Source organism: Kribbella sp. WER1 (genome assembly GCF_054189145.1).
In genome coordinates, this window is record NZ_CM135186.1 from 572491 (window position 1) to 599318 (window position 26828).

At 71.0% G+C, this 26828-nt stretch carries 30 protein-coding genes; 13 read left to right on the forward strand and 17 right to left on the reverse strand.

Annotation, left to right across the window (positions count from 1 at the left end; genetic code table 11):
* Window position 1: 1 nt before the first annotated feature.
* On the forward strand, window positions 2–1126 hold the full coding sequence (locus ACXJJ3_RS02750) for an erythromycin esterase family protein (RefSeq protein ID WP_458168276.1): 1125 nt from the start codon (window positions 2–4) through the stop codon (window positions 1124–1126).
* Window positions 1123–3105, forward strand: coding sequence for a prolyl oligopeptidase family serine peptidase (locus ACXJJ3_RS02755; RefSeq protein WP_458168277.1), 1983 nt, complete (start codon window positions 1123–1125; stop codon window positions 3103–3105). The genes ACXJJ3_RS02750 and ACXJJ3_RS02755 overlap by 4 nt, the downstream gene beginning before the upstream one ends.
* Here the strand turns inward: ACXJJ3_RS02755 and ACXJJ3_RS02760 are convergent.
* Genes ACXJJ3_RS02760 through ACXJJ3_RS02775 form a run of 4 tightly spaced genes read right to left on the reverse strand, consistent with a single transcriptional unit; the run spans window position 3097 to window position 7819 of the window.
* Window positions 3097–4776 carry a PucR family transcriptional regulator gene (locus ACXJJ3_RS02760; protein ID WP_458168278.1) on the reverse strand — a complete coding sequence of 560 codons (1680 nt, stop codon included), beginning with the start codon at window positions 4774–4776 and terminating at the stop codon, window positions 3097–3099. The two genes, ACXJJ3_RS02755 and ACXJJ3_RS02760, sit on opposite strands and share 9 nt — an antisense overlap.
* A gap of 9 nt (window positions 4777–4785) precedes the next feature.
* Window positions 4786–5907 (reverse strand): o-succinylbenzoate synthase, encoded by a 1122-nt coding sequence (gene menC / locus ACXJJ3_RS02765; protein WP_458168279.1) that lies wholly within the window; start codon window positions 5905–5907, stop codon window positions 4786–4788.
* The gene (locus ACXJJ3_RS02770; protein WP_458168281.1) at window positions 5904–6710 is read right to left on the reverse strand and encodes a GNAT family N-acetyltransferase; all 807 of its coding nucleotides are present in this window, start codon (window positions 6708–6710) and stop codon (window positions 5904–5906) included. The genes menC and ACXJJ3_RS02770 overlap by 4 nt, the downstream gene beginning before the upstream one ends.
* Window positions 6707–7819: a M20 family metallopeptidase gene (locus ACXJJ3_RS02775; RefSeq protein WP_458168282.1), complete on the reverse strand. Its 1113-nt coding sequence runs from the start codon at window positions 7817–7819 to the stop codon at window positions 6707–6709. Before ACXJJ3_RS02775 ends, ACXJJ3_RS02770 begins: the two co-directional genes overlap by 4 nt.
* A gap of 140 nt (window positions 7820–7959) precedes the next feature.
* Between ACXJJ3_RS02775 and ACXJJ3_RS02780 the strand changes: the two genes are divergently transcribed.
* Genes ACXJJ3_RS02780 through ACXJJ3_RS02800 form a run of 5 tightly spaced genes read left to right on the forward strand, consistent with a single transcriptional unit; the run spans window position 7960 to window position 10596 of the window.
* Window positions 7960–8379 (forward strand): nitroreductase family deazaflavin-dependent oxidoreductase, encoded by a 420-nt coding sequence (locus ACXJJ3_RS02780; RefSeq protein WP_458168283.1) that lies wholly within the window; start codon window positions 7960–7962, stop codon window positions 8377–8379.
* A gap of 47 nt (window positions 8380–8426) precedes the next feature.
* Complete coding sequence (locus ACXJJ3_RS02785; protein ID WP_458168284.1) at window positions 8427–9038, forward strand: phosphatase PAP2 family protein; 612 nt, start codon at window positions 8427–8429, stop codon at window positions 9036–9038.
* A 48-nt stretch (window positions 9039–9086) separates the two neighbouring features.
* Window positions 9087–9566 carry a GtrA family protein gene (locus ACXJJ3_RS02790; protein ID WP_458168285.1) on the forward strand — a complete coding sequence of 160 codons (480 nt, stop codon included), beginning with the start codon at window positions 9087–9089 and terminating at the stop codon, window positions 9564–9566.
* Window positions 9567–9598: 32 nt separating this feature from the next.
* On the forward strand, window positions 9599–9949 hold the full coding sequence (locus ACXJJ3_RS02795) for an ArsR/SmtB family transcription factor (RefSeq protein ID WP_458168286.1): 351 nt from the start codon (window positions 9599–9601) through the stop codon (window positions 9947–9949).
* Window positions 9946–10596, forward strand: a complete 651-nt coding sequence (locus ACXJJ3_RS02800; RefSeq protein WP_458168287.1) for a cation diffusion facilitator family transporter — start codon at window positions 9946–9948, stop codon at window positions 10594–10596. Before ACXJJ3_RS02795 ends, ACXJJ3_RS02800 begins: the two co-directional genes overlap by 4 nt.
* Before the next feature lies 1 nt (window position 10597).
* On the opposite strand, the gene ACXJJ3_RS02805 is transcribed toward ACXJJ3_RS02800, so the two are convergent.
* The 3 genes from ACXJJ3_RS02805 to ACXJJ3_RS02815 all read right to left on the reverse strand — a co-directional run bounded on the left by ACXJJ3_RS02805 (window position 10598) and on the right by ACXJJ3_RS02815 (window position 12238).
* Window positions 10598–11146 carry a vitamin K epoxide reductase family protein gene (locus ACXJJ3_RS02805; RefSeq protein ID WP_458168288.1) on the reverse strand — a complete coding sequence of 183 codons (549 nt, stop codon included), beginning with the start codon at window positions 11144–11146 and terminating at the stop codon, window positions 10598–10600.
* Complete coding sequence (locus ACXJJ3_RS02810) at window positions 11130–11771, reverse strand: DsbA family protein (RefSeq protein WP_458168289.1); 642 nt, start codon at window positions 11769–11771, stop codon at window positions 11130–11132. The genes ACXJJ3_RS02805 and ACXJJ3_RS02810 overlap by 17 nt, the downstream gene beginning before the upstream one ends.
* Window positions 11772–11869: 98 nt before the next feature.
* Window positions 11870–12238, reverse strand: coding sequence for a hypothetical protein (locus tag ACXJJ3_RS02815; protein ID WP_458168290.1), 369 nt, complete (start codon window positions 12236–12238; stop codon window positions 11870–11872).
* A gap of 60 nt (window positions 12239–12298) precedes the next feature.
* Between ACXJJ3_RS02815 and ACXJJ3_RS02820 the strand changes: the two genes are divergently transcribed.
* Window positions 12299–13210 carry a class I SAM-dependent methyltransferase gene (locus ACXJJ3_RS02820; protein ID WP_458168291.1) on the forward strand — a complete coding sequence of 304 codons (912 nt, stop codon included), beginning with the start codon at window positions 12299–12301 and terminating at the stop codon, window positions 13208–13210.
* 12 nt (window positions 13211–13222) lie between these two features.
* Complete coding sequence (locus ACXJJ3_RS02825; protein ID WP_458168292.1) at window positions 13223–14077, forward strand: phosphotransferase; 855 nt, start codon at window positions 13223–13225, stop codon at window positions 14075–14077.
* Here the strand turns inward: ACXJJ3_RS02825 and ACXJJ3_RS02830 are convergent, their stop codons facing one another.
* Window positions 14078–14746, reverse strand: a complete 669-nt coding sequence (locus ACXJJ3_RS02830) for a FadR/GntR family transcriptional regulator (RefSeq protein ID WP_458168293.1) — start codon at window positions 14744–14746, stop codon at window positions 14078–14080.
* A 133-nt stretch (window positions 14747–14879) separates the two neighbouring features.
* Here ACXJJ3_RS02830 and ACXJJ3_RS02835 point away from each other — a divergent pair, with 133 nt between their 5' ends.
* Window positions 14880–15485 (forward strand): Rv1733c family protein, encoded by a 606-nt coding sequence (locus ACXJJ3_RS02835; RefSeq protein ID WP_458168294.1) that lies wholly within the window; start codon window positions 14880–14882, stop codon window positions 15483–15485.
* Between the two features lie 18 nt (window positions 15486–15503).
* On the opposite strand, the gene ACXJJ3_RS02840 is transcribed toward ACXJJ3_RS02835, so the two are convergent.
* Window positions 15504–16769, reverse strand: coding sequence for an amidohydrolase family protein (locus ACXJJ3_RS02840; RefSeq protein ID WP_458168295.1), 1266 nt, complete (start codon window positions 16767–16769; stop codon window positions 15504–15506).
* A gap of 127 nt (window positions 16770–16896) precedes the next feature.
* Between ACXJJ3_RS02840 and ACXJJ3_RS02845 the strand changes: the two genes are divergently transcribed.
* On the forward strand, window positions 16897–17778 hold the full coding sequence (locus ACXJJ3_RS02845; protein ID WP_458168296.1) for a hypothetical protein: 882 nt from the start codon (window positions 16897–16899) through the stop codon (window positions 17776–17778).
* Here ACXJJ3_RS02845 and ACXJJ3_RS02850 read toward each other — a convergent pair.
* Window positions 17729–17944 (reverse strand): hypothetical protein, encoded by a 216-nt coding sequence (locus ACXJJ3_RS02850; protein ID WP_458168297.1) that lies wholly within the window; start codon window positions 17942–17944, stop codon window positions 17729–17731. The two genes, ACXJJ3_RS02845 and ACXJJ3_RS02850, sit on opposite strands and share 50 nt — an antisense overlap.
* A 214-nt stretch (window positions 17945–18158) precedes the next feature.
* Between ACXJJ3_RS02850 and ACXJJ3_RS02855 the strand changes: the two genes are divergently transcribed.
* Window positions 18159–19136, forward strand: coding sequence for a lysylphosphatidylglycerol synthase domain-containing protein (locus ACXJJ3_RS02855; RefSeq protein ID WP_458168298.1), 978 nt, complete (start codon window positions 18159–18161; stop codon window positions 19134–19136).
* A 1-nt stretch (window position 19137) separates the two neighbouring features.
* Here ACXJJ3_RS02855 and ACXJJ3_RS02860 read toward each other — a convergent pair whose 3' ends face one another.
* The 7 genes from ACXJJ3_RS02860 to ACXJJ3_RS02890 all read right to left on the reverse strand — a co-directional run bounded on the left by ACXJJ3_RS02860 (window position 19138) and on the right by ACXJJ3_RS02890 (window position 25395).
* Window positions 19138–19620, reverse strand: coding sequence for a DUF1269 domain-containing protein (locus ACXJJ3_RS02860; protein WP_458168299.1), 483 nt, complete (start codon window positions 19618–19620; stop codon window positions 19138–19140).
* 28 nt (window positions 19621–19648) lie between these two features.
* Complete coding sequence (gene qcrC / locus ACXJJ3_RS02865) at window positions 19649–20497, reverse strand: cytochrome bc1 complex diheme cytochrome c subunit (protein WP_458168301.1); 849 nt, start codon at window positions 20495–20497, stop codon at window positions 19649–19651.
* Window positions 20498–20573: 76 nt separating this feature from the next.
* Window positions 20574–21098, reverse strand: coding sequence for a hypothetical protein (locus ACXJJ3_RS02870; RefSeq protein ID WP_458168302.1), 525 nt, complete (start codon window positions 21096–21098; stop codon window positions 20574–20576).
* On the reverse strand, window positions 21095–23776 hold the full coding sequence (locus ACXJJ3_RS02875; RefSeq protein WP_458168303.1) for a LuxR C-terminal-related transcriptional regulator: 2682 nt from the start codon (window positions 23774–23776) through the stop codon (window positions 21095–21097). Before ACXJJ3_RS02875 ends, ACXJJ3_RS02870 begins: the two co-directional genes overlap by 4 nt.
* A gap of 148 nt (window positions 23777–23924) precedes the next feature.
* On the reverse strand, window positions 23925–24323 hold the full coding sequence (locus ACXJJ3_RS02880) for an arsenate reductase ArsC (protein WP_458168304.1): 399 nt from the start codon (window positions 24321–24323) through the stop codon (window positions 23925–23927).
* On the reverse strand, window positions 24320–25045 hold the full coding sequence (locus tag ACXJJ3_RS02885; protein ID WP_458168305.1) for an aquaporin: 726 nt from the start codon (window positions 25043–25045) through the stop codon (window positions 24320–24322). Before ACXJJ3_RS02885 ends, ACXJJ3_RS02880 begins: the two co-directional genes overlap by 4 nt.
* Window positions 25042–25395 carry an ArsR/SmtB family transcription factor gene (locus ACXJJ3_RS02890; protein ID WP_458168306.1) on the reverse strand — a complete coding sequence of 118 codons (354 nt, stop codon included), beginning with the start codon at window positions 25393–25395 and terminating at the stop codon, window positions 25042–25044. The genes ACXJJ3_RS02885 and ACXJJ3_RS02890 overlap by 4 nt, the downstream gene beginning before the upstream one ends.
* 76 nt (window positions 25396–25471) lie before the next feature.
* Here ACXJJ3_RS02890 and ACXJJ3_RS02895 point away from each other — a divergent pair, with 76 nt between their 5' ends.
* On the forward strand, window positions 25472–26818 hold the full coding sequence (locus tag ACXJJ3_RS02895; RefSeq protein ID WP_458168307.1) for an FAD-dependent oxidoreductase: 1347 nt from the start codon (window positions 25472–25474) through the stop codon (window positions 26816–26818).
* The last annotated feature ends 10 nt before the right edge of the window (window positions 26819–26828 follow it).

Consider the following 26828-nt stretch of genomic DNA (forward strand, 5'->3'; position numbering starts at 1 on the left):
CGTGACCGTCCCACTCGCCACCGTCGACCCCGAGGCGGACTTCGGCGACCTCGACCGGCTCCGGGAGCTGATCGGCGACGCCCGGATCGTTGCCCTCGGCGAAGGTGCGCACAACGTCACCGAGTTCTACCGGATCAAGGACCGGATCTTCCGCTTCCTGGTCCAGGAGCTGGGGTTCACGGCGTTCGTGATGGAGTCCGGGTACGCCGAGGGGCTGACCGTCGCGGACTGGGTCCGCGGCGGGACCGGGCCGGTCGACGCGGTCGCGCGGGACGGGATCACGTACCGGTTCGGGGAGTGCGAGCCGATGCGCCGGCAGCTGGAGTGGATGCGCCGGCAGAACGGGCGGGTCCGGTTCTACGGGATGGACCTGCCCGGGTCGTCCACCTCGCCCGGGCCCGCCGTGCGGGCGTGTCTGGCGCGGATGCCGCGGCACCCCGGCGACGAGGAACTGCTCCGGCTGAGCGACCTCGGCGGGCGTACCGAGGCGGCCATCCGGCTGGACCGGATGCCGCCTGCGGAGCGGTTCCGGCTGCTCGACGGGCTCGCGCGGCTGGAGAATCGGGCGGCCGTGCTCGGCGACGAGATCGCGGTCCGGTGCGCGGCCTCGCTGCTCGCGTTCGTCGAGGAGCTGGCCGGTCCGGTCAGCGGCCCGTATCCGCGGGACGTGTTCATGGCCGGCACCGTCGGCTGGATCGCGGAACGCGAACACCGCATCGTGGTCAGCGCACACAACGCCCACGTCCAGCGCACGCCGTTCCTCGGACGGACAACCGTCGGCGGGATGCTCGGCGACCAGGAGCTCGTGGTCATTGGTACGACCTACGGAACCGGTCCGGAGGTCCGGTTCACCGAGCGGAGCACGCGGCCGTTCGACTGCGACGTGGCCCTCGAGCAACGGGTGCCGCCGCCACACAGTATCGAGGCCCGCCTCGACCGGCTCGGGCACCCGATCGCACTGGTCGAGCCCGGAGACATGGTTGCCGAGGGCATGCTCTCGAACGGCGAGTTCGTGCCGACCGACTGCGCGGCGGCGTACGACGCGCTGATCCACTTCCGCGAGGTCCACCGCATCCCCGGCGCCTTCGAACGGCTCCGGGCCGAGTTCGAACCGGAGTCCGCGTGACCGCCTATCCCCCGAGCCGCATCGTCGACGCCGTCGAGGAGGTGGCCGGCGTCCCGGATCCGTACCGCTGGCTCGAGGACGACACCGACGAGGTCCGCGCCTGGCAGCTCGCCCAGGCCTCGCTGGCGACCGAGATCTGCTACGCAGGCCAGGACCCGGCCGCGGCCCGGAAGCTGATCGAGACGTACGACGCCGGCTCCCGGCCGCCGCTGCCGAAGTACGCCGCCGGCCGCTGGTTCCGCGGTACGACGGAACTCGTCGTCGCGGACACGCCGTACGGCGACGGGCAGGTGCTGCATCGGCTCGAGGAGGGCGCCGTACTGTCGTGGCTCGCGCCCTCGCCCGACGGGCGGGTGCTGGCGATCGGCGTGTGCACCGACGGGAGCGAGAACAACACGATCCGCTTGATATCCGCGGTGTCCGGGGAGTTGCTGGACGGGGCGCCGACGCAGGTGCTGCACGATGCGTGGACCGGTGGTGCGGCCTGGTTTCCGGACAGCCGCGGGTTCTTCTTCTCGGCGCTGACGGGCAGCGTGCACGACTTCGAGCGGGCCGTGTTCCGGCATGTGCTGGGTGGCGAGACCTCCGTCGAGCCGGTGCCGATCTGGGCGGGATCGCGCGAGCACACGGTGATCCAGTTCTCGCCTGACGGGCGGTGGGCGGTCGCGAGTCACCGGCTGGGCAGCCCGGTTCCGGTCGCGGTGCGCGACCTGACGTCGGGCGACGGGTGGCGGCCGTTCATGACGGCGTGCGACGGGATGGTCGCGGGTCATGTGGTCGGCGATCGGTACGTCGGGGTGACCGACGTGGGTGCCGCGCGCGGGCGGCTGGTGGCGATTCCGCTGGATACCGCCGTACCGGATGATCCGGCGCAGTGGATCGAGCTGGTGCCGGAGGGGCCGACGGTGATCCGGTCGGTACAGCCGGTGGGATCGTCCCTGTATCTGAGCGAGTTCGACGACACGTATGCGCGGGTCCGGGTGGTCGACCACTCGGGTGCCTTCGTCGGCGAGGTGCCGTTGCCGGGGCGTGGGGCGGTCGCGGTGCCGTTCTTCCCGTTGATGAGCCTTGCCGCGGGCAACCGTCCGGACGACTTCGTGTTCGCGTTCTCGACGTTGACGAGTTCGTGGGGTGTGTATCGTCATCGGCCCGGCGCCGATCGGCTCGAGGAGCTGGTGGCGCCGGCGGTCACGCTGGAGGCGGTGGTCGAGGATCATTACGCGACGGCAGTGGACGGTGCGCGGATCCCGTTCCGGTTGGTGCGGCGGACGGCGGGTGGTCCGGTGCTGATCTCGGCGTACGGCGCGGCGAACGTGCCGTACCTGCCGTCGTACCAGAGCGACATGGCCGCGTTCGTTGCCGCGGGTGGGGTTTTCGTGCAAGCGCATCTGCGAGGTGGTGGTGAGCTCGGGCGGGACTGGTACCTCGCGGCGCATCGGGAGCGGCGGGGTGTGCGGGACTCGGATCTGGTGGCGGTGGCCGAGCATCTGATCGCTGCCGGGCTGGCGACGCCGGAGCGGATGGCGTTGACCGGTGGGTCGGACGGTGGGTTGATGTGCGGGGTCGCCGTGACTCGACGGCCCGATCTGTGGCGGGCGGTGCTGCCGCGGTCGCCGTTGCTCGACCTGATCGGTGGGCTGCGCGATCCGTACCTCGACTTCGTGATCCGCAAGGCGTGGGGCGATCCGGACGACCCGGCGGAGATCCGGCGGCTGGTCGGGTTGTCGCCGTACCAGCTGATCGAGCCGGGGGTGTTTCCGGCGGTCTATCTGCAGGCGGGTGCGACCGATCCGCGGTGCCGGCCGTGGCATGCGCGGAAGTTCGCGGCGCGGTTGCAGGCTGCGCAGGAGGGACCGGAGCCGATCCTGGTGCACGTGTTCGAGGACGCGGGGCATGGGGCGGCGACGAGTGAGGAGGTTGCGTTGACGCAGGACGCCGAGTGGTTGGCGTTCTTGCTCGGCCGCCTCGGGCTAGCGTGACGTCAGCGTCATCAGCCGCAGCTGGAGCATCATCGCGAACCGTACGTCGGGGTCGTCCAGGTCGATGCCGCCGACCTCGGCAACGCGGCGCAGCCGGTACCGGAAGGTGTTCGTGTGGACGTACATCGCCGCGGACGCGACCGCGATGTCGCCGAACGCGTCGAGCCACGCCCGCAACGTGTCGACCAGCAGACTCCGGTGCTTCGCGTCGTACGCCGTCAACCGCGCGAGCGGGCCGGACGACAGGTCGTCACGCGGGACGAGGTCGGCCAGCTCGAGCAGCAACGCCTCGACGTACACGTCCGCGACGCGCGCGACCTGCTGGGTGGATCCGCGCGACCTGAGCACCCGCAACGCCCGGTCCGCGCCGGTGCGGGACCGCGCCAACGCCGACCCGTCCGCCACCGGCGACCCGATCCCCACCAACGGTCGCAACCGCGGCCCGATCCGCCCGAGAAAGTCGGACGCAATCCGGACCGCCCGATCCTCGGCAGCCGACTGCTCGTCGGCCCGGGTCCGCGGCACCACGCCGTACGCCACCTCCCCCACCAGGCCGGCCGCCGACCGCGGATGCACGGCGGCCAGATGCATGGCAAACGCGTCCGCCAAGCGCTTCCGCTCAGCCACCAACTCTGCCGCGCTCCGCCCGTCCCCGGCGTCGTGGAGGCCGACCGCGAGGACCACTGCTGGTTCGTCGGCGAGGCCGAGGCGGCGGATTGCTTCGGCGGAGCCTGGGCCGCTCTCCAGCGCGGTGCGGAGGAGGTCGGCACGTAACCGCCGCTCGACGTCGGCGCCGGCGCGCTGGCGGATCATGTAGAGGGCGACCTGCTTCGCGGCGTCGCACAGCGCCTGCTCGCGGTCGGGCGGCAGCGGATCGGTCACGGCCGCCCAGATCGTGCCGAGGATCTCGTCGCCGGCGCGGACCGCGATCGCCACCCGCGGCAGCTCGCCGTACTCCGGCAGCGGCGCCACGAACACCGGCTGATCCGTCCGGAAGATCTCCTGGAAGACGCCCCGCTCGCGCAGGATCCGGGTGTACTCCCGCGGCACCTGCCGCGACAGGATCGTCTGCACCCGCGACGGATCCGCCGACTCCTGCCGCCCCGAGAACGCCAGCACGCGCGTGCTCGGATCCTCGATCGTGATCGGCGCATCCAGCAACGCCGCGATCGCATTCGCCAGCGCGAACAGATCCCCCGCCGGAATCCCCCCGAGCGCCTCCACGGCCCCCGCGTCTCCCCCGGCGATCAACGACCGAACCATCGACGTCAACTGCGTCCACGAAGCCCCGCGCGCCAGCCCGAGTACGACGACTCCGGCCGCCTCGGCCGCCGCGACCAACTCCTCATCCGGTACGACGGGCGCGCGCACCACCAGCGCCGCCGCCCCATGCCGCCCGACGTCGGCCACCACCCGGACCAGCTCCGCCGGCTCGTGCAGCCCGACCCCGAGCACCAGCGCCTGCCGCGGCAGCACCTGCTCGTCGAGTGGATCGTGGATCACCACCCCGCCGAGATCGTCCGCGCGCCCCGGATCGCCGCAGACCACGTCGAGCAGCGTCGTACCGATGTCGTCGAGGACGCCCTCCAGGCTGGCCCGCACGGGGCTGTCGGTCGGGACGAGCACGTCCTCGACGCTAGTCCCGCCGTACCCGGCCGGATGTTGTCGCATGCGACGAAATTATGCCGACGATCCGTCCGATCCGACAAGATCGATCCACTCGGTCCGGACCGTCACCGCGTCGAGAACATCCGGCAGCGGCGCAACCCCGAGCCCCGGCCCGGTCGGCACCGCGAGCCGGCCGCCGGCGAGCTCGAACGGCGGCGTGATGTCGGTCCGGTAGTACCGCGCGGACGCCGACGTGTCGCCGGGGAACGCGAACCCGGGCAGCGCGGCCAGCGCCAGGTTCGCGGCCCGCCCGAGGCCGGTCTCGAGCATCCCGCCGCACCACACCGGTACGCCGTTCGCCACGCAGACGTCGTGGATCCGGCGCGCCTCCAGGTGCCCGCCGACCCGGCCGGGCTTGATGTTGACGACCCGGCAGGCACCGAGCGCGATCGCGTCCGCCGCCCCGCGGGCCGACACGATCGACTCGTCCAGGCAGATCGGCGTCCGGATCATCCGGGCCAGTTCGGCATGACCGCGCAGGTCGTCCTCGGGCAGCGGCTGTTCGAGCAGCAGCAGTTCGAACGGGTCCAGCCGGGCGAGCTGCCGCGCATCGCTCAGCCGGTACGCCGTGTTCGCGTCGACCTGCAGCGGCACGTCGCCGAACCGTTCCCGCACCGCCCGCACCGGCTCGACGTCCCAGCCCGGCTCGATCTTCAGCTTGATCCGCAGATACCCCTGCTCCAGGTACGCCGCGACCGCGTCGAGCAGCGCCGGGATCGACTCGGTGATCCCCACCGACACCCCGCACTCCACCTCGTCCCGGACCGCGCCGAGGTACTGCCCGAACGACATCCCGCGGGCGCGCAGCTCCGCGTCCAGGATCGCGGTCTCCAACGCGGCCTTCGCCATCCGATGACCCTTGACCTGGGCCGTGGCGGGCGCGACCTGCTGCGCCGTCGTGACACCGGCGACCGCCGGGATCAGGTAGCTCCGCAGTACGTCGGCCGCGCCCTGGGTGTACTCCGACGAGTAGAACGGCTCGCGGCTGGTCCCCGACTCGCCCCACCCCTCGGCCTCGTCGGTGACCGCCCGGACCAGCAGCGCCTCGCGGACGGTCTCGGTCCCGAACGACGTCCGGAACGGTGTCACCAACGGCATCTCGATGGTCCGGAGTTCGACCCCGACGAGCTTCACGACACGGCCTCCCTGTCGACGACGTACCAGCCTCTGCGATCGAATCCCCGGATCCGCGCCCCGTCGGCGAGCAACCCGCCGAGCACGTCCCGGACGGCCACCCGCCACTCCGCGGCCGCCGCGGGATCGGTACTCCGGAGCGCCTCGATGTCGGGCGGTACGGCGACCCGCACCACGCGCCCGTCCACCTGCCCGCCCGCGGGCCTGCCCAGCGCCGTGATCCCCAGCGCGATGCCCGGACCGGCGTCCGCCGTCCGCGGCTGACCGTTGCAGGCGGCAACAACCGCCGGATCGTCCAGTCGCCAGCGGGCGAGCAGCCGGTCCGTGTCGTCGGCCGCGTTGATCGCGTCGTCGATCCGCCCGTAGAAGTTCGGCAGGTACTCGACCGCGTCCGCCGCCAGCTTGCCCAGGTTGAAGTACGCGTTCCGCCGGATCAGCGGATCGAACGTCCACGAGATCTCCCGCGCACCGTGCGCCAGCGTCCACGCGCGCTGATGCACCTTCAACGCGTACCCGACGCCGCGCCGCTGCGGAAGCACGCCGGTGATGTGACTGTGCAACGCCCCGCGCCCCGGCGCGCCGAAGAACCCGACGCAGGCACCGACCATCGCGTCATCGGCGAACGCGCCGTGCACGTAGCTCCCCGCCTTGCTCATCGCCCGCAGCAGATCGGCCGGGACCGGCGGGCTGAACTCGCCGGTCCGCCAGATCCGCTCGAACAACGCGCACGCGGCGTCCAGCTCCGGCAACGTCTCCAGGCTGCGAATCGTCACCACCGACGGCTCGTTCAGCACCTCTGTCATGCCGACGCCTGCCGGTCCGCGCGAGACGCCTGGCCGGCCGTCCGCTGCAGCTCGGCGACCAGTGCCGTGAGCAACTTCGTCCGTCCGGGCAGTTCGGAGACGATCACGTGCTCGTCGTCCGCGTGCGCGCCACCGCCGACAGCGCCGAGTCCGTCGAGCGTCGGCGTACCGACTCCGGCCGTGAAGTTCCCGTCCGACGCGCCGCCGACGGCCAGCTCGGCGGGTGCGGTCAGCCCGAGGTCTTCCGCGAGGCGGCGGGCCCGTTCGTACAGGTCCTTCGAGGCGGCACGTGCCAGCGGCGGGCGGTTCGGGCCGCCGTCGACCGTCACCTCGGCGCCGGGCAGGTGCGGCTGGAGGGACCGCACCGCGCGGTCGACGCGGTCCTGCTCGGCGGCGTCCCAGACCCGGACGTCGACCTCGACGTGCGCGGCGGCCGGAACGGTGTTGACGGTGGTCCCGGATTCGAGGCGGGTCGGCGTCACCGTCGTCCCACCGGCCGCGAGCGCCGCGACGGCCTGCACCTGGTAGGCGGCCTCGATCGTCGCGTTCACGCCGCGCTCCGGGTCCAGCCCGGCGTGGGCGGCGCGGCCGCGGATCTGCACGTCGTACCGCGAGACGCCCTTCCGGGCGGTCTTCAACGCGCCCCCCGGGCCGGACGCCTCAAGGATCAGCGCGGCCGCACAGCCGCGGGCCTCGTCCTCGATGAGGGCGCGCGAGGACGGCGACCCGATCTCCTCGTCGCCGGTGATCAGCACCGAGATCCCGTCCAGGTCGTCCAGGGCCGCGAGCGCGTGGAAGATCATCGCGACCCCGGCCTTCATGTCGAAACACCCCGGCCCGGTCAGTACGCCGTCCCGCACCGCGAACGGACGCGTCGCCAGCGACCCGATCGGCCAGACGGTGTCGTGATGCCCGAGCAGCAGTACCCGCGGCCGCGCCCCGAACCGCCAGCGGAGGTGCGTCCGCCCGTCGACTTCGACGTACTCCGCCTTCTGGGCGAGCCGCTCCGCGCCCAGCTCGGCCACCACGGCCGCGCTCCGCGCCACGGCCGCCAGGTCCGCGGACGGCGACTCACACCGCACCAGCCGCTCGATGTCCGCAACCAGCACCAGTACCTCCCCGTCGACTCGGTCCGCACCAGCATCCTGCGCCGGGCGCTGCCCCGTCTTGTGCGCGGTGCCCAAATCGGCCACCGCGGTTCGGACCAACGGATGAAATATCGCGCCGGACGCCCGTGTTGGACCTCGGTATGAGCGACTGGAACCAGCACACGATCGAGGAGTTCCGCGCGAACGAGGGCCGTGTCGGCGGCCCGTTCGAAGGCGCGCCGCTGCTCCTCCTGCACCACCACGGCCGGAAGAGCGGCAAGGAGTACGTCGCCCCGATGATGTACCTCGCGGACGAGACGGACCCGAAGACCGTCTACGTCTTCGCCAGCAAGGCGGGCGCCCCGACCAACCCCGACTGGTACACGAACCTCGCCGCCGCCGGCACCGCGACGGTCGAGGTCGGCACCGAGACCCACCCGGTCACCGTGCACGAGATCACCGGCGCGGACCGCGACCGCATCTACGCCGAGCAGGCGCGGCGCTACCCGGGCTTCGCCGAGTACGAGGTGAAGACGACCGGCATCCGGACGATACCGGTGCTCGCCCTCACCCGCAGCTGAACCAGTTGCCGATCGCCACCGTCCGGGATCACGTACGCTCGATCCGTGTGACCCGGAGAAGCAGTCGGCTCGTGATCGGCCTCGGCGTACTCGTGTTCGTCGTGACCCTGCTGGACCTGGTCACGATCGGCGTACTGCGGTCCTGGGACCATCACGTGATCCCGGTCGCCCGGCCGGCCGGCGAGCCGTCGTCGGCGTGGTGGCAGGCGCTCGCGGACATCGGCGGCTTCGCGGTGCTGACGGTCGTCCTGGTCGGGACCGCCGTACTGCATCTGCTTCGGCGCCGTCCGTTCCGGCAACTGGTGCGGGCGGCCGTGTGGATCGCGATCATCGAGGCCGCGATCTGGCTCACCAAGCTCGCCGTCGGCCGGACGCCGCCGCGCTCGCACGTCGACCACCTCTGGGACGGCGGCATGTCCTGGCCGTCCGGCCACACCGCCGACAGCCTCGCGCTGCTGCTGATCGCCGTGACCCTGCTCACCACGCCCGGCACCCGCCTCGACAAGCTCACCGTCTGGGCCGTACCGGTCGTGTCCGCCGGCGTCGCGGTGGCGTGCGTACACCTCCACTACCACTGGCCGACCGACACGATCGGCGGCTGGTCGCTCGGTCTGGCGATCGGGATGCTGGCCCGTCGATCACTGCGAACCGAGCGGTAACCGCACCCCGGAAACAAGCTCACTTGTGTGGACCGCAACACTCGGAGCGTGGCATCCACGACCCACACGCAGACCACGCCCGCCGGCGAGCGCTTCACGGCCGCCATGACCGCGGTCGCCCGACGCCTCCCCGGCAGCCTCTCGCGGATCGTCCCACCGAGCCTGATCGGCTTCGTCCTGATCAACGGCTTCACCTTCGGCGTCGACCTCGCCCTCCTCACCGCCCTCCGGTCGTGGGCACGGCTCCCGCTGTGGCTGGCGATCACGATCGCGTACTGCTCGGCGTTCGCGTTGAGCTACGTTCTCAACCGGGCATTCAACTTCCGGTCACACGCACCGGTCGGCCCGCAACTCACGAAATACGCGATCGTTGTCGCAATCAACTACTTCGCCCTGATCCTCGGCCTCACCACAGCCCTGAACGCCGTCGGCGTCGAGTACCACCTCTCCCGCATCACCGCCGGCCTCTGCGAAGGCATCTTCATGTACTGCGCCCTCCGCTGGTTCGTCTTCCGCCGCCCGGCCTAGCCACTGCCCGCGATTGGCGATAACATCGCCGTATGGCGATGAGTGAAGTCGACGAGACAGCCGCGCTCTCCGTGGCGGCCTGCCTCTTTCACGGGTTCAGTGACGCGTCGCGGCTTGCGATCGTTCGGCATCTGGCGTTCGGCGAACATCGGGTGGTCGAGCTGACCGAGCATCTCGGGCTGGCGCAGTCGACCGTCTCGAAACACCTCGCGTGTCTGCGCGACTGCGGGTTGGTGGAGTCGCGGCCGCAGGGCCGGGCGTCGCTGTTCCGGCTCACGCATCCCGACGCGACGCTGGAGCTGCTGACGGCCGCCGAGCGGTTGCTCGGGCTCACCGGCGACGCCGTCGCGCTCTGCCCGGTCTACGGAACGGCCACGCAATGAGCGACCCGATCCAGCTCACTCCCCCGTCGAGCACCTGGACCACCGACCCGGAGCAGCGCCGCAGGCTGGGTCGCCGCGCGCAACTGCTCGCCGCCGCATCGGTCACCTACAACATCGTCGAAGCAGTCGTCGCCATCTCGGCAGGCGCCGCCGCCGGATCGGTCGCGCTCGTCGGCTTCGGGCTCGACTCGGTCGTCGAGGTGTCCAGCGGGCTGATCATTCTGTGGCAGTTCCGCCACCGCCTCCCGGAGACGCGCGAGCGCCAGGCGCTCCGGCTGCTCGCGCTCTCCTTCTTCGGACTCGCCGCCTACGTGACCTTCGAGTCGCTGCGCTCCCTGATCGCCGGCACCCACTCCGACACGTCGCCGGTGGGCATCGGCCTCGCGATCGCGTCCCTCGTCGTCATGCCGTTCCTCTCCTGGGCCCAACGACGTACCGGCAAGGCGCTCGGCTCCAACGCGGTCGTTGCCGACGGCACGCAAACCTTGCTGTGCACCTACCTCTCCGCGGTCCTCCTCGCCGGCCTGCTGCTGAACGCCACGCTCGGCTGGTCCTGGGCGGACCCGCTCGCCGGCCTGGTCATCGCCGCCGTCGCCGTCCGCGAAGGCTTCGAAGCCTGGAAGGGCAAGGGCTGCTGCTGCGACTGACCTACACGAGCGTTCTCCAGTAGTCCCAGAAGCGGATCGTGATCAGTGTCAGGACGAGCACGTACCACGCGGTCAGCACGACCGCGTGATAGGTGACCCGGCGCAGGGTGTGCTGCGTGACGTACCAGAAGATCGGGATCGTGACCGCCCAGACGATCAGGCAGTACGGGCACAGTGCGCCGATGCGGTAGAGGCTCTGGAAGATCAGCCAGTGGACGAAGGCGACACCGAACGTGGTGCCGAGCTGGAGTCCGATCCAGAACCAGCGGGCGAACTGCGCGCCGGCCAGTAGGGCCGCGCCGACCGTGGTGACGATGGCGAAGCCGGCGATGCCGAGGAGGGGGTTGGGCAGGCCGAACGCCTCGGCCTGCGGGGTCGACATCACCGAGCCGCAGGACAGCACCGGGTTGATGCTGCAGGACGGCACGTACGACGGGTCGCGCACCAGCCGCAGCTTCTCGACCGTCAGGACGATCGCCGCCGCCAGCCCGGCCGCGCCGCCCAGCAGTAGCAACCACGCCAGGCCGCGAGGACTACTCGAGCGCGGCATCGATGCTCGCGGTCAGGTCGGCGGCCGACTTCGGCTCGAGCTTCTTCCCGTTGAGGAAGAACGTCGGGGTGCCGGTGACGCCGAGCGCCTCTCCGTCGGCGACGTCCTTCTTGATCCGTTCCAGGGTCGCCGGAGCGGTGTAGACCTTGTCCCAGGCAACCACATCGAGCCCGAGTTCCTCGGCGTACGCACGGAATCGCGCGTCCGCGGGCACCCGCTGCTCCGCCCACTCGGTCTGGGTCTCGTACATCGTGCGGTACATCGCCTCGAACTTGCCCTGCGCGGCGGCCGCCTCCACTGCGCGGGCGGCGCGTTCGGCGTTGAAGTGGCTCGGGATCGGGAAGTACCGGACCACGAAGGTGACCTTCCCGGCGTAGTCCCGGCGGAGCTTCTCGACGGCCGAGTACGCCGCCCCGCAGGCCTCGCACTCGAAGTCGAGGAACTCGACGAACGTGACCTTCCCGTCGGCCGCCGTACCGAGCCGATGGCTGTCCGCGCGGACCAGCTGGTCCGGTGCCGCGGCGGACGCGTCGTCGCCCGAGCGGTTGCTGACGGCAAGTAGTACGCCGACCACAACCGCGAAGGCGGCCGCGATCCCGATGGATATCCGTGCGTTGGTGCTCATGTGTGGGTCCTTACCGAAGAGTCTCTGGATGCGGGCGAATCGGGTACGCCGAAGCGGTGGCGAGCTCGATCGAGCTGCCACTCACGACGTGCGCCGGATCACGTCCGCAGGACGCAGAGCCTCGTCAGCGAAGGAGTCGTGCACCGGGGCCGATCGGACACGCCGGCACGGGCCGCCGTACGCCACAGATCACCGAGGGCGTACGCCAGCGGGCGAACTGCGAACGCGAGCAACAGTCCGCCCAGCAGGATGACGACGACCGGATGTGCGTGCTGTCCCTCGTCCGGAACCGCCGCCGGCACCTCGTTCAGATCGACGTGCAACGGGCCGACCAGGTCGGGGACCGGGGCAGCAGCGACCGACACGCCAGGCGGTTCCGACGCCGAGCCGTGGAAAGCGCACACGGCGAAGAGCGCGGCAACCAACGCCAGCCCTCGCATCAGCAGCCGCATCCCGGATCGGTCCATAACGACGCCCAGCCTAGCCAACCGCGATTTTGTGTCGGAGCCGCCACCTAGAGTGCGGGCATGACTTCCACCAGGCACGCCGGCGACTCCTGGGGCCTAGCGTCCGGCGTCGGTACGACGGCCACGATGTCGGCCGCTGCCCGCGCGGTCGCGAGCCGCACGGAGCCGTACCTGTTCGACGATCCGTTCGCCGCACCGCTCGTGCAGGCGGTCGGCGTCGACTTCATCATCCGGCTGGCGAACGGCGATGTGCCGATCGAGCAGATCTGGCTCGACGTCGCGAAGATCCGCACCAAGTTCTACGACGAGTACTTCGTCGCCGCGACGACCTCGGGCATCACGCAGGCGGTCGTCCTCGCGTCCGGCCTGGACTCGCGCGCCTACCGACTCCCCTGGCCGCCCGGCACGATCGTCTACGAGCTGGACCAACCCGAGGTCATCGCCTTCAAGACCCAGGCACTCGCCGCCCTGGGCGCCACGCCCACGGCCGACCGCAAACCGGTGGCAGCCGATCTCCGCGAGGACTGGCCGGCCGCTCTCCGCGCGGCCGGCTTCGATCCCGCCGTACCGACGGCGTGGAGTGCCGAGGGCCTCCTCGGCTACCTGCCGCCCGACGCGCAGGACCGCCTCCTCGACACCATCACCGAGCTCAGCGCACCCGGCAGCCGCGTCGCGACCGAAAGCAAACCCACGCCGACCGCCGCCGAGGAAGCCGACACGAAGCAAGGCCTCCGGGGCCTCGCCCAAAGCTGGCCGACCAGGACCGACATGTCCAACCTCCGGTACTACGGCCCGCGCAACGAGGCGGCTTCATACCTGACGGCCGCCGGCTGGACGCTCACCACGACCACCATCGAATCCTTGCTCGCCACCAACAACCTCGCGGCGTTGGATCCGGACCCGATGAACATGGGCGCGATGCAGTACGTCGCCGGCGTAAATTCGACGGACAGCAGCGGATCGCAGGTGTAGCGTCACGAAACCATGGAGCCGTCGGACATCACCCGCGCGATCGCGGCCGCAACCTCGATCGCGACGTCGCTCGGCCTGCGTGCCGACGACGGCACGGTCCTCCACAACTCGAACAAGCTGGCGGTCCGGCTGACGCCGTGCGACACGTTCGCCCGGGTCGCGCCGCTGGCCGAACAGGTCGCGGAGTACGAACTCGAGCTCGCCCAACGCCTCGCCGAGGCCGGCAGCCCGGTGGCCGCGCTGGAGCCTCGGGTGGAGCCGCGCGTGTATGTCCGCGACGGTTTCGCGGTGACGCTGTGGGCGTACTACGAGCCCGTGACGCCCGAGGTCGCGCCGCCGGAGTTCGCGGACGCGCTGGCGCGGTTGCACGCCGGCATGCGCAAGGTCGACCTGGCGAGCCCGCGGTTCACGGATCGGATCGCCGCCGCGCTGAAGATCGTCGGCGATCAGCAGATCTCACCGGAACTGCCCGACGCGGACCGCGAGTTCCTCATGGGCAGGCTGGAGAGTCTGCGGCAGGCGACCGGCAATCACGAGGAGCAGCTGCTCCACGGGGAACCGCATCCGGGGAACCTGTTGAGCACGGCGTACGGACCGCTGTTCATCGACTTCGAGACGTGCTGCCGTGGGCCGATCGAGTTGGACCTGGCTCATGTTCCGGAGGCGGTCTGCGACCACTACCCGGACCTCGACCAGCAGCTGCTTGCCGACTGCCGGGAGCTGGTGCTCGCGTTGGTCGCCGCCTGGCGGTGGGACGTCGGCGACCAGTTCCCGAACGGCAGGTTCTTCGGCCAGGAGTTCATCCGCGCGCTCCGCGCCGGACCTCCGTGGCCGACGCTCGACGCGATGGCCAAGCGGGCGCCGTAGTCAGCCGGGCAGGATCTCGCGCAGGAAACAGTCGGTCGCCCGGACGGCGGCGTCGGCGTCCTGCGCCCGGATCGCCGCCAGCAGCTGGCTGTGGTCGACGTAGTTGCCGTCGTGCAACTCCGGCCCGATCACCGCGGCGACGCTGACCCGCGTCATGTCCGCGAACGCGCCGTACAGCTCGCTGAGCAGCGGGTTCTTCGCCGTCTCCACGACCGCCAGGTGGAACGCGACATCCGCCTCGACGAAGCCTTCGATCTCCCCCGCGCGCCACGCCTCGTCGCGGGCCGCACACGCGCGCTCGAGGATCTCCAGGTCCTCGGAGGTACGCCGGGACGCCGCGAGCCGGGCGGCCTCCGTCTCGTACGCGCGCCGTACCTCGATCACCGAACGCAGCTCCGCCTCCTCGAGCCGGCGGCGCAGGACCGCGGGCAGTTCGCTCGGCGCGAGGACGTACGTGCCGTCGCCCTGGCGGGCTTCGAGGACACCTGAATGCGCGAGGGCGCGGACGGCTTCGCGCACCGTGTTCCGGCCGACACCGAGGGCGGCGACCAGCTCCGGCTCGGTCGGGATCCGCTCACCGATCGGCCACTCGTTCGTACTGATCATCTGCTGCATCGACGTGATGACCTGATCGACGAGCCCCGTCCGGTTCGGTGACGCGAGCGGCATGATCCACCTCCTGAAACTGCCGGTCATCCAATCATCCCATGAATGTTAGACTCTGCAGCATCGACTCGCCCGAAACCAGGCGCCCGGCACGCGACCGACCTGTGACCGACGCCGTGGAAGGAGCACCGCCCGCATGAACGGCTCGTCCTCGACCCTGCACCGACCCGTTCCCGGGCGCCGTCGCTGGACCTGGCTCTTCCGCGCCAATCCGCTCCGCCGCCGGACCGACAAGATCCAGGCCGCCGTGCTCGCCGCCTGCACGCTCGTCGCAGCGGCCGCCGTCCCGCTGATCACCGTCCTGGCGCTGCACGTCCAGCGCTCGACGGTCGACGACGTCCGCGCCACCCAGCAGAACAGCACCCAGACCACGGCGACCACCACCGGCCCCGGGCAGTCCCCGCTGGGCTCCTCCGGCCCCGTCTCGCCTACCCTCGCGGCCCCCGCTCGCTGGACCACCCCCACCGGGGACCTCCGCACCGGCTTCATCCAGGTCCCGGCGGACACCCCACCGGGCACCGACCGGCAAATCACCATCGCCGGCGACGGTCACTACGTTTCGAAGGCGTCCGCGCAGACGAGCACCGTAGTGGTCCCCATCATCTTCGGCATGACGCTGTTCGCAGTGACCCTGCTCGTCTGCTTCCTCACCTACAACATCATCTCCACCGTCCTGGAGCGTCAACGAGCCACCGCCCTCACCAACGAGTGGGCAGAACTCTCCCGCACCTCGTCCCTGTAGCCGGACGTCGGGCCCGCGTCAGCTTGTGGTGTTCTTGGCGATGGCGCCTTGTTTCATGATGAGCGCGAATGAGGTTTCCGGGGTGGCGAGCAACTGGATGTTGTCCAGCGGGTTGCCGTTGACGAGGAGCAGGTCGGCGTGGGCGCCTGGTTCGATGACGCCGAGGGTGCCGGGGTAGGGGTTTCGTTCGGCGGCCAGGGCGAGGAGTTCGGCGTTGGTGACGGTTGCCATCGTGAGCACTTCGGCCGGGGTGAACCAGCGGGTCATCTTCGCGAGTTGCTTACCCTGTTTGGCGGCCAGCCCGGGATCGAACAGCGTGTCCGTCCCCCACGCCAACCGCACCTCGTGCTTGCGGGCCAGCTCGTACGCCGTCTCGGTCCCCCGCACCATCTGGTCGTACTTCGCCTGGTTCGCCGGCGGTACGGGCGGTGCGTCCTCGTCCGCGAGGAACGGCTGCAGCGACCACCACACGTCGTTCTCCGCCATCAACGCAACGGTCTCGTCGTCCAGCAACTGCCCGTGCTCGATGCAGCGCACCCCGGCCCGCACCGACTGCTGCACAGCCCGCGGCGTGTACGCATGCACCATCACATACGTCCCCCAGTTCTCCGCCGCCTCGACCGCCGCATGCAGCTCAGCCTCGGTGTACTGCGTGACGTCCAGTGGATCGTACGGCGATGCCACCCCGCCGCCGGCCATCAACTTCAGCTGCGACGCGCCCAGCATCAACTGCTCCCTGGCCGCCTCGAACACCGCGCTGACCCCGTCCGCGATCCGCACCGCCCCCACCAGCTCGGCGTGACTCAAATGGCCCGTCCGCCCCCGCGGAACCTCATTACGCGTCCGGAAATCGCCATGCCCACCCGTCTGCGAAATCATCGCCCCCGACGGATAGATCCGCGGCCCCTGCGCCACCCCGGTGTCGATCGCCTGCTTCAACCCGAGCGACGGCCCCCCGGCGTCCCGCACCGTGGTGAACCCCCGCATCAACGTCTCCCGCGCCGCCGCAGCCGCGACGATGTGCAGGTACCCGACATCACCCATCATCGCCGTCATCAACGGCACCGCCGCGAACAGCGAATGCCAGTGCGCGTCGATCAACCCGGGCATCACGACGCGCCCGTCCCCCGCGATCACCCGCGCCCCGTCCGGTACCTCCACGGACGGCGAGATCTGATCGACAACCCCGTCCCGGACCAGTACCTGCTCAGCCTCGCCGACGCGACCGCGCCGTACGTCGAGAACGCGCACGTCACGGAACACCGTCGGCTGGTCCTGGCTCACGCTGGCACCTCCCGCAGTAGGTTCATCGTGCAGCGTAAGACCGCACCGGCGAGCCCTGCTCACCCGATCTGGAGGAGGAAACCGCCGCCCCGACAGGTCACGCTCCTGATGACGGCGGAGGCAGTCCATGGAGGACACACACAAGGCCAGGACCGTGATCGCGGTCGTCCTGATCGTGGCCGGGTGCTTCCTGGCGCCGGTCGCGGTGACGGCCGCCTGGGCACGCACCCACGTCACCAACACGGAACGGTACGTCGCCACCGTCGCGCCGCTGGCTGCCGACCCCGACGTACGCAATGCCGTCGCCGACCAGATGACGGCGGCGATCCTGCGCAACCTGCCGCAGCGGATCGCGAGCAGCGCGAGCGGCCCCGTCCGCAACCAGGTCGGCCAGCTCATCGACAGCGACAACTTCCAGAGCCTGTGGAACACCGCCAATCGGGTCGCTCACGAGCAGCTCATCAACATCCTGACCGACCGCGGCCCGGTCGGCGTCAACGGCGAGACGGTCAGCATCGACCTCGGCCCGTTCGTCGCGGCGGCCCGGGACCGTCTGGTCCGGTCGGGCTTCTCCGCCGCCCAGCTGATCCCGGACGTCCACCAGAGCCTCGACCTGTTCTCGTCGCCGGACCTGCCGAAGGCGCAACGCGGGTACCGCCTCCTCGACCGCTACGGCGCGATCCTGCCGTACGTCGCCGGCGGTCTGCTCGTCCTCGGCCTGGCTGTCGCGGCCCGGCGTCGCCGGACGCTCGTCGGGATCGGGCTCGGCGTCGCGTCCTCGATGGTTGTCCTCGGCATCCTCCTGGTGATCGGTCGGCAGCTCGCACTGGACCGGCTGCCGACCGACGTCCCGGCGACCGCGCTGTTCGACACCCTCACCCGGTCCCTGTGGACGGCGGCGCTGGTGATCTTCGTGGCCGGCGCGGTGGTGGCCGGTGCGGCGCTGGTCGCGACGCGGCTCAGTCGGCCGGACCCCACGGCGGGATCTGCAGCACTTCCAGGATGTTGACCCCGAGCATGTCGAGGTGGTTCAGGACGCCGGCCAGCGCGGCCTGGTCGGCCAGGTCGCCGTGCAGTACGGTCTGCACCGGCTCCGGGTCCACCGCGAGCGCCGGAAACGCGTCGGTGAGTTCGTGCGACAACGTGCCCTGTACCCGGATCACGTAGTGGCTCATGACAACGCCCCTTTCGCCGCCCCTCGCCGCAACTGTGCCGGAGCCGCGGCGGTGCGGGCATCACCCTTCCCGGGCGATAGCCGGCAACTCCCCCGGATCGTGGGAGGCGGGCGTACGGCGCCGACGGCAGAGTGATGGAGTGGCCGACCCCGTACCTCGACCGGCTTCGACCGACCAGCCGGCCGGGCGCCGAGTGCCGCGGGCCGTCGTTCGCGTGGCCCGGTTCGTGGCGATCGCCGTGGTCGCGTGGCTGCTGCTCCGGTTGGTGCGGTCGATCGACTGGAGCCAGGTCGGCTACGCGGTGACGCATCTGCACGCGTGGCAGATCGTGGCGATCCTGCTCGTCCTGCCGCTGCGGCGGTTCGTCCTCGCGGCTCCGCTCGCACTGTTCATATCGGGCCTCAAGGTCCCGCGGGCGATGGTCAACGACGTCGCGGCGACGTCCGTGGCGACGATCGCGCCGTCGCCGGGCGATGTCGTCGTACGGCTGGCGATGCTGCGGTCGTGGGGCATCGACGCGAAGGCGGCCGCGTCCGGGCTGACGCTCAGCACGGTGATGTTCTACATTGCGCGGCTGGCCGCGCCGGTGCTCGGGTTCGTCGTGTTCTGGGCCGCTCAGGCGTTCTACGCGCCGTTCGCGTGGGCCGCGCTGCTGTTCGGTGCCGGCGCCGCGGCGTTGCTGATCGGCCTCGTGTACGCCGTACGCGCGGAACGGACGGCCGCCGCCCTCGGCCGGCTGCTCGGCACCGTCATCCGGAAGGTCCGCCCGTCGGCCAATGGACCGGTCGAGTGGTCCGCGCGGCTCGTGGACTTCCAGGCGCACAGCGCGGGCCTGCTGAAGGTCCACGGCCGGACGGCCGTCCTGAGTCTGTGCGCACTGGTCGTCGTGGAGGCGGGCGTTCTCGTCCTGTGCCTAGGGTTCGTCGGCGTACCCATGAGCGCCACGACCGTCCTGCTGCTCGCGTGTACGTTCCTCGTCAGCTACCCGCTCACGGGCCTGCCGCTGATGGGCGCCGGCGTGCTCGACGCGAGCTTCACCGCGTTCGTCGCGTCGCACAGCGACCTGGAGCCGACGACGATGATCGCCGGCCTGCTGATCTGGCGGGGCGCGGTCCAGGTCGTCCCGGTCGTGGTCGGGCTGCTGGCGCTCGCCCGTTGGCGCTACCAACAGCGCGGGGTACCTGCCGCGTAGGTCAGGACTGCAGGGCCTGCACCAGTTCTTCCTCCCGCTCACGGGTGAGGTTGGTCTGCAGGATCGTCGGGCTGTACGGCTTCAGCGCCTCGATCACCCGGTCGACGGTTGCCGACCGCGCCAGCAGGAACACGGCCGCGTGCCCCTCCTGCAGCTCCTGGCCGATCTCCTTGATCAGCTGGTCACTGACGCCGATGTCGGTCAGCTTCCCGCTGATCGCACCGGTGGCCGCACCAACGACCATGCCGGCCAGTGGGTTCAGGAAGATCAGGCCGATCAACGTCCCCCAGAGCGCGCCGCCGGTCGCTCCGGCCGCGGTCAGGTTCATCGTCTGCTGGATCCGTACCTTGCCCTTGGCATCCTTGTACGCGATCGCCGCGTCCTCGCGCTGCAGCAACTGCTGCTTGGCGAGCTCGTCGGTGACCTGGACGACGCGCTCGGCGTCCTCCCGGCTGTCCAGACCGAGTACCACGAGGTGAGTCATGTCAGGTTCCTCCCGTTGATGGTGACCTTCAGTGCGGCGGGTCCTCCGGTGTGCGCTGGGCGCGCGGCACCCGGGAGCCGATCCAGACCGCGACGGCGACCAGCAGGCCGATCCCGATCACCCAGCCCCACAGCCCTTCGGACACCGGGCCGAGCCGGCCGAGGCCGAGCCCGCCGGGGTTCTTCGCCTGCTGCAGCGCGACGATGTAGGCGATGATGTCCCGCTTGTCCTCGGGGCGCAGGACCTGGTCGGAGAAGACCGGCATCTGCTGCGGTCCGGTGAGCATCGCCTGGTAGATGTTCAGCGGTGTCGTCTTCATCAGCGACGGCGCGTACTTCCCGTTCGGCAGCGCACCGCCGCTCCCGGCGAAGTTGTGGCACGCCGTGCAGTTGGTCCGGAACAGCTCGCCGCCGCGGGTGATCTGCTCGTCGGTCGCCTTGCTCACGTCGTACGACGAGGACGGCGGGATCGCCGGACCGGGTGCGAGCGAGGCGACGTACGCCGCGAGCGCCGCGATCTCGTCCGCGGTGTAGACGGGTGGCTTCTGCGGGATCTGCGCCCCGGGCTGCTGGGCCGGCATCCGGCCGGTACTGACCTGGAAGTCGACCGCGGCCGCGCCCACACCGATCAGCGAGGGCGCCGTGAACGTGCCGGTGCCGTTCGTACTGCCCTCCGCGTGCAGGCCGTGGCAGCTGGCGCAGCCGACCGCGAACAGCTTCCGGCCCTGCTCGATCTGCTGGGACTGCGGACCGTCGGCCCCGGCGGCACCGTTGGGGACCAGCGCGCTGTACCCCAATCCGACCAGGACCAACGAGACACCGATCAACGGCAACCTGAACCGGGCCCTGAATCGGGCTGTGAACCGGGTACCGCGCATCCTCTGCACCTCCTCGACGCCGCGGTGTCCAGCTCAACGGACCCGGCGCCGTTTGTGCTCACCCGAATCGGGCGAGTCAGCGAGAGTCTCGTTTGGCCTGCCGACGGCTGCCGAGCGCCCTGGTCGACGCATCCTTCTTCAACCCACCGGTGGTCTTCGTGGCCCGCGGCGGCGGGTCGGTCGCCGGAGCGGGCTCCGCCGCCGGCCGCTTCGCAGCGGGTCGTTTCGTGGTCGCGAGGGCCGGGCGGGTCGTCCGTCCGGCAGCGATCCGCTCGGCGCGCAGTTCCATCGACGCCCGGCGCGCCACGGTCGCGACCTCGCGGCTCACGCTGGCCAGCACCAGCTCGAACAGCTCGGCCTTGTCCCGGTCGCGCTGGTTCCGTGGGTACGACAGCCCGCGCCCGCCGACCTCCGCGACAGCGGCGCTCGCTCCGCGCCGGTAGTTCTTGACGTACTTCGTCCGCGCCCTCCGGACCCGTTGGTGCAGATCCAGCAGCTCATCCTCGTCCAGCTGCTTCAACGTGTCGCGCTCGGTCTCGGCCACGAGCAACCGCTCCGCCTCGGTCAGCGAGTTCAGCAGGCCTTGATTCATTCGAGTCACCCCAGTCTCCCTTGTCCGCCGAATGCCCCCGACGCCGATCCGCGCGCCGCCGGCAGGCCCGTCTCCACCGCTGGTGCCGGCCGCAGCAGCCCGACGCCGCGGGCGACCCGGAGCGCCGCGGACCGCTTCTCGACACCAAGCTTTCGGTACAGCGCCATCAGGTGCGTCTTCACCGTGTTCTCGGTGATGTACAACGCCTTCGCGGTCTCGGTGTAGGAGTTGCCGAGCGCGAGCTGGTCCAGGACGTCGGCCTCCCGGGCGGTCAGCCGGATCTGGGCGCCGTTCACGACCGCGCTCAGCCGGCGGTCCGGCGCGGTGCGCGGCTCCGGCCGGGTGCGGGCGAGCAGGGTACGGCCGCCGCTCGGGGGGCTCCGGTACGCGGCGAGCTTCTCGAGGGCGATCGCGGCGAACGGGTGCGGGTTCGGCGTACCGACGTGCGCGCGGAGCTGGTCGAGGAACGCCTGCTCGCCGCCGGCCGGGATCAGCGCGTGCACGATCCGCTGCGGGGCGACGCGGTTCAGGGTGTCGACGAGGGACGCCTCGGCCGCGATCGGGTCGGCCGCGCGGGCCAGCAGTACGGTCCGGAAGGAGGCCGCCGCGGACGCGACCGGTGGGTGGATGCCGGGGCGCGCCAGTACCTCGTCGATCGTCCGCACGGTGGCCGGTGGATCGCCGTCGCTGATCGAGAGCACGGCGCGCAGCAGCTCGGCCTCGGTACGGCTGCCGACGCGGTCCAGGTCCGCGAGCTGCCCGACGGCCCCGTCCTCGTCCCCCATCAGCACCGCCAGCCGGAACCGCAACAACGCCAGGTCGCGGGCCAGGAACGACGGCAGCGGACCGGCCGCGACAGGATCCACGGTCAGCTCGGCCAACGCCTCGTCCAGCCGGCCGTCCTCGATCAACAGCACCCCGCGCAGCGTCGCCCGGAGTACGGCGATCACCGTGTCCGACTCGGCCGCGGTCGCCACCAGCTCGTACCAGTGCCAGGCCCCGTCCTGCCGGAGGTCGTTCAGCGCGGCGAACCCGAGCACGAGATACGCGCGGACGGCGTACTCCCGTGGCAGGTCGTCGCCACCGATGTCGAGCGCCTCGCGGGCCGAGGTCGCCGCGTTGCGGACCTGACCGCGGGCGTACTGCACGACCGCCCGGTGCGCGAGCCCACCCGCGACCAGCCGGGGATGGGACGCCATCCGGGCCGAGACGAGCGCCTCGCCGAGGTGCGCCGACGCGCTGTCGAGGTCGTCGGCCCAGGTCTCGGCCGCGGCCAGCTCGATCAGCAGCCACGCCAGGCGCTCGGGCCCGAGGACGGCGCCGCCCGGGTCCAGCAACGCCCGCGCACCGTCGATCGCGGCGCCGACGTCGTGCCAGCCGTACCGCGACTCCCACAACCGCAGTAGCACGCCGTCCGCCGCCAACGCATCGTCCTCCGGCGTCACGCCTTCCGCGATCGGGCCCGCGCCGGCCGCGTCCATGATCGCGCCGGCCACATCGCCGGACTCCCGGCGCAGCAGCCCGCGTACGCCGGTCAGGTGCGGGTGACTGTCGACGTATCCGGCCGGCAACGCCGCGAACGCCGCCGCGACCAGCTCCAGCTCGCCCGCCGCGAGCAACTCCGGACCCCGTCCCAGCACGATCCGCGCCACCAGCTCCGGATCGTCCGCGCCGAGTGCACTCCGCAATGCGCCGACGCTGTCGCCACGGTTCTCGCAGTACACGGCGGACCGGTGCTGCGCGTCCGCCACGATCCGCGCCCGCCCGGCGTTCCCGGCGACCCGTCGCCGCAGCAGCTCGACCAGCAACGGGTGATAGCGGTACGTCGGCTCCCCGCCGGGCTCGTCGACGTACGCCGTGACCAGCAGCCCGTTCCCCGCCAGCTCCGCGAGCATCGCCCCGGCCTCCGGGTCGTCGCTCAGCCGCGCGGCCAGCTCACCGGTCACCGACGGCACCCCGAACGTGCACAGCAGCATCGTCTGCACCCGCTCGTCGAGCGTGTTGACCGTCTCCCCCAGGAACAGGTCCAGCACCGGGCTCTGCTGCACCAGCGACCACCTCACCTCGCCGGACGCCGCGAACGTCCGCGCCGCGAGGACCAGCGCGGCCGCCCACCCGGCGGTGTTCGCCTGGAACAAGCGAATGTCCTCCGCGGTCGCCCGACCGGCATGCGCGCGCACCAGCTCCGTCGCCTCCGCGTCGGTGAACCGCAGGTCCCGCGACCGCAACGTCAGCGCCAGCCCGCGCAGTTCCAGCTCCGGCACCGGGAGGGGCAGGTCGTAGCGGCTCGCCAGGACGATCCGCAGCGCGTACGGCGACTTCCGCAGTACCTGCGACAACTCGGCAAGGGCGGTTGCCGGCAGCAACTGCCCGTCGTCGACCACGGCAAGCTCCGGAACCGCTGCGTCCGCGGCCCGTTCGAGCAAGCGCTCGAGCGAACGTGGGTCCTGCCCACCGATCCACGTCACCGCGGTCCCCGCGTCACGCTGCCGCCGCACCCAGTCCGACAGCAGCACGGTCTTCCCGGTCCCCGGCGGCGCGATCAGCACGGTCAGCGGCGCCCGGACACCGACGTCCAAGGCCTCGTGCAGGCGCTCCCGCACCACCAACGTCGCCGGCGGCCGCGGAATCCCGCCGGCCGTCGGTGGATCAACTACCTGCTGTTCCCGATCGATCGAGGCGCTCACCTCGAGGCCCTCCCCTGGCCGACGGGCTGCACATGGTGACCGGGATGACTCCGGCCCTGACCTTCAACCGTTGCCCAGCGTTACGAATACCGAGACTAGCGGTTCCCCCACCATCCCGGCAGACCCCGAACGACCGGACCACGGTCCGTTAACGTCTCAACCCATCCAGCAGCTTCTCGACGCGGGCGCGGATCTCGTCGCGGACCTGCCGAACGACCTCGATCGGCTGGCCGGCGGGGTCGGTGAGTTTCCAGTCCTCGTAGCGTTTGCCGGGGAAGAACGGGCAGGCATCCCCACAGCCCATCGTGACCACGACGTCGCTGTCCCGCACGGCCTCCGTTTCCAGAATCTGCGGTACGGCGTCCGTGATGTCGATCCCGACCTCGCGCATGGCTTCGACCGCGACCGGATTGATCCGCTCGGCAGGCTCCGAGCCCGCGGACCGGACCTTCACAGCGTCGCCGGCCAACTGCCGCAGCCAGCCCGCAGCCATCTGCGATCGGCCGGCATTGTGGACGCAAACGAACAGGACGGTGGGTGTACTCACGAGGATGCTCCCGCGGTGGATGTGAGGTCGGCTGCTTGTCTCGGTCCGGGGTACAGAATCGCGACCAGCGCGGAGCCGAGGGCGGCACCGACGAACTGGAAGGCGACGAACCCGGGTACGGAACTGGGCGCGATACCGGCGAAGGTGTCGCTGAACGCCCGCCCGATCGTGACGGCCGGGTTGGCGAACGAGGTCGACGAGGTGAACCAGTACGCCGCGCCGATATAGGCACCGACCGCCGGCGCCGCCGCCGCGCGACCGGACCTGACGAGCGCGAAGACGAGCAGGATCAGCCCGGCCGTGGCGACGGTCTCGCCGAGGTAGAGATGTCCCGCGGACCGGTGCGTGGTCGACCAGGACACGGCGGTGGCGCCGTACATCAGGTTCGCGAGGATCGCCCCGGCGATCCCGCCGCCGACCTGCGCAAGAACGTAGACGGCCAGCTCCCGCGCAGTCAGCCCGCCGCCGCTCCGGCGGCCGAGCCACCAGTCGACGAGCGATACGACCGGGTTGAAGTGGGCGCCGGAGACCGGGCCGAAGACCAGGATCAGGACAGCGAGCCCGAGTGCGGTGGCGAAAGAGTTCTCCAGCAGTTGCAGGCCGGTGTCGGCGGGCGAGAGCCGCGCGGCGGCGATTCCGGACCCGACCACGACCGTCACGAGCAGGCCGGTACCGAGACCTTCGGCGATTGCCTTGCGGCCCACCGGTTGCGCGTGGTTCACGCGCGCTTCGCCGGTACGGCGAGCAGGTCGGCGATCGAGCGGAGCTTCTCCGGGACGGGCCGGTAGTAGACCCACGTACCGCGGCGCTCGCAGTCGACCAGGCCCGCCGCGCGTAGCACCTTCAGGTGATGGGAGATCGTCGGCCCGCTGACCTCGAACTGTGGGGTCAGGTCGCAGACGCAGATCTCGCCGGCGGCCGACGTGATCATCGAGAACAGCCGCAGCCGGACCGGATCGGCCAGCGCCTTGAACACCGACGCGCCTTCCGCGGCTCGGGCCTCGTCGAGCGCGGACGTGGAGATCGACGCGCAACAACCACCGGCGGTCAGCGTCACGTCTTGTTTCGACATAGATCTATCTTGACTCTTGTCTAATCAAGAGGCAAGCTGGCGTTGTTTCGATGATCTTCTAGACAGGAGTTGGATCGTGGGCGAGCAGACAGCAGCGCCGATCGTCGTTCTTGGCGCCGGCCCGATCGGCCTCGCGGCCGCCGCGCACCTCGCCGAGCGCGGACTGGACTTCACAGTCCTCGAAGCAGGACCGGGTCCCGCGGCCGCGATCGAGGAATGGCGGCACGTGAAGCTGTTCAGCCCGTGGCGCTACGACATCGACTCCGCCGCCCGCCGCCTGCTCGAACCGACCGGCTGGACCGAGCCCGGCCCGGACACGCTCCCCACCGGCGGCGACCTGATCGACGCCTACCTGACACCGCTCACGAAGACACCCGAACTCAACGACCGCATCCGGTACGACGCGCAGGTGGTCGCGGTGACACGCCTCGGGTTCGACCGCATCCGGACCGCGGGCCGCGAGACCGCGCCGTACCTGATCCGCCTCGCCGACGACACCGAACTGCTCGCGTCGGCGGTCGTCGACGCGACCGGTACCTGGCGCAACCCCAACGTCCTCGGCGGTTCGGGCATCCCCGCTCGCGGCGAACGCGCCAACACCGACGGCATCGCGCACGCGCTCCCCGACGTACTCGGCGCGGACCGGCAGCGCTACGCGGGCCGCCGTACCGCCGTCGTCGGCGCGGGCCACTCCGCCGCGACCACGCTGCTCGACCTCGGCCGGCTCGCCGGCGAGGAGCCCGGCACCGAGATCGTGTGGGTCGTCCGCGGCACCGACCAGACCCGCGCGTACGGCGGCGGCGACGCCGACGAGCTCCCCGCCCGCGGCGCCCTCGGCAGCCGCCTGCAGCAGCTCGTCCGTTCGGGGCGCGTCGAGCTGGTCGGCTCGTTCCGCATCGAGTCGGTCGGTACGTCGGACGGCCGCGTCGTACTCACCTCCGGCGAGCAGACCGTCACCGCCGACACCGTCGTCAACTCCACCGGCTTCCGCCCCGACCACGACCTCGTCTCCGAGCTCCGCCTGGACCTCGACCCGATCCTCGGCTCGACCCGCGCGCTCGCTCCGCTCATCGACCCCAACCAGCACTCCTGCGGCACCGTCCCACCGCACGGCGCCGACGAACTCGCCCATCCCGAGCCCGGCTACTACGCCATCGGCGCCAAGTCTTACGGCCGCGCTCCGACCTTCCTCCTCGCCACCGGCTACGAACAGGCCCGCTCCGTCGCAGCCGCCCTGGCCGGCGACTGGACCGCCGCGCGCGACGTACAACTGAACCTCCCCGAATCCGGCGTCTGCTCCTCCGACCTCGCCTACGGCGGCACCTCCGAGGAATCAGCCGGCTGCTGCGGTCCCGTGGTCGGCGGTTTGAACGATCACAATCGCGTCACGGTGGTAACACTCGGCGTGCGGCCGCCGATCTAGCAGACAGGTT

Coding starts and splice junctions, on each gene's coding strand:
- ACXJJ3_RS02810 (WP_458168289.1), bottom strand. CDS start 11,771: ATGAGCACCAACGCACGGATATCCATCGGGATCGCGGCCGCCTTCGCG.
- ACXJJ3_RS02830 (WP_458168293.1), bottom strand. CDS start 14,746: ATGCCGCTCGCGTCACCGAACCGGACGGGGCTCGTCGATCAGGTCATC.
- ACXJJ3_RS02770 (WP_458168281.1), bottom strand. CDS start 6,710: ATGACAGAGGTGCTGAACGAGCCGTCGGTGGTGACGATTCGCAGCCTG.
- ACXJJ3_RS02835 (WP_458168294.1), top strand. CDS start 14,880: ATGAACGGCTCGTCCTCGACCCTGCACCGACCCGTTCCCGGGCGCCGT.
- ACXJJ3_RS02850 (WP_458168297.1), bottom strand. CDS start 17,944: ATGAGCCACTACGTGATCCGGGTACAGGGCACGTTGTCGCACGAACTC.
- ACXJJ3_RS02795 (WP_458168286.1), top strand. CDS start 9,599: ATGGCGATGAGTGAAGTCGACGAGACAGCCGCGCTCTCCGTGGCGGCC.
- ACXJJ3_RS02890 (WP_458168306.1), bottom strand. CDS start 25,395: ATGTCGAAACAAGACGTGACGCTGACCGCCGGTGGTTGTTGCGCGTCG.
- ACXJJ3_RS02820 (WP_458168291.1), top strand. CDS start 12,299: ATGACTTCCACCAGGCACGCCGGCGACTCCTGGGGCCTAGCGTCCGGC.
- qcrC (WP_458168301.1), bottom strand. CDS start 20,497: ATGCGCGGTACCCGGTTCACAGCCCGATTCAGGGCCCGGTTCAGGTTG.
- ACXJJ3_RS02800 (WP_458168287.1), top strand. CDS start 9,946: ATGAGCGACCCGATCCAGCTCACTCCCCCGTCGAGCACCTGGACCACC.
- ACXJJ3_RS02780 (WP_458168283.1), top strand. CDS start 7,960: ATGAGCGACTGGAACCAGCACACGATCGAGGAGTTCCGCGCGAACGAG.
- ACXJJ3_RS02815 (WP_458168290.1), bottom strand. CDS start 12,238: ATGGACCGATCCGGGATGCGGCTGCTGATGCGAGGGCTGGCGTTGGTT.
- ACXJJ3_RS02825 (WP_458168292.1), top strand. CDS start 13,223: ATGGAGCCGTCGGACATCACCCGCGCGATCGCGGCCGCAACCTCGATC.
- ACXJJ3_RS02760 (WP_458168278.1), bottom strand. CDS start 4,776: ATGCGACAACATCCGGCCGGGTACGGCGGGACTAGCGTCGAGGACGTG.
- ACXJJ3_RS02860 (WP_458168299.1), bottom strand. CDS start 19,620: ATGACTCACCTCGTGGTACTCGGTCTGGACAGCCGGGAGGACGCCGAG.
- ACXJJ3_RS02845 (WP_458168296.1), top strand. CDS start 16,897: ATGGAGGACACACACAAGGCCAGGACCGTGATCGCGGTCGTCCTGATC.
- ACXJJ3_RS02805 (WP_458168288.1), bottom strand. CDS start 11,146: ATGCCGCGCTCGAGTAGTCCTCGCGGCCTGGCGTGGTTGCTACTGCTG.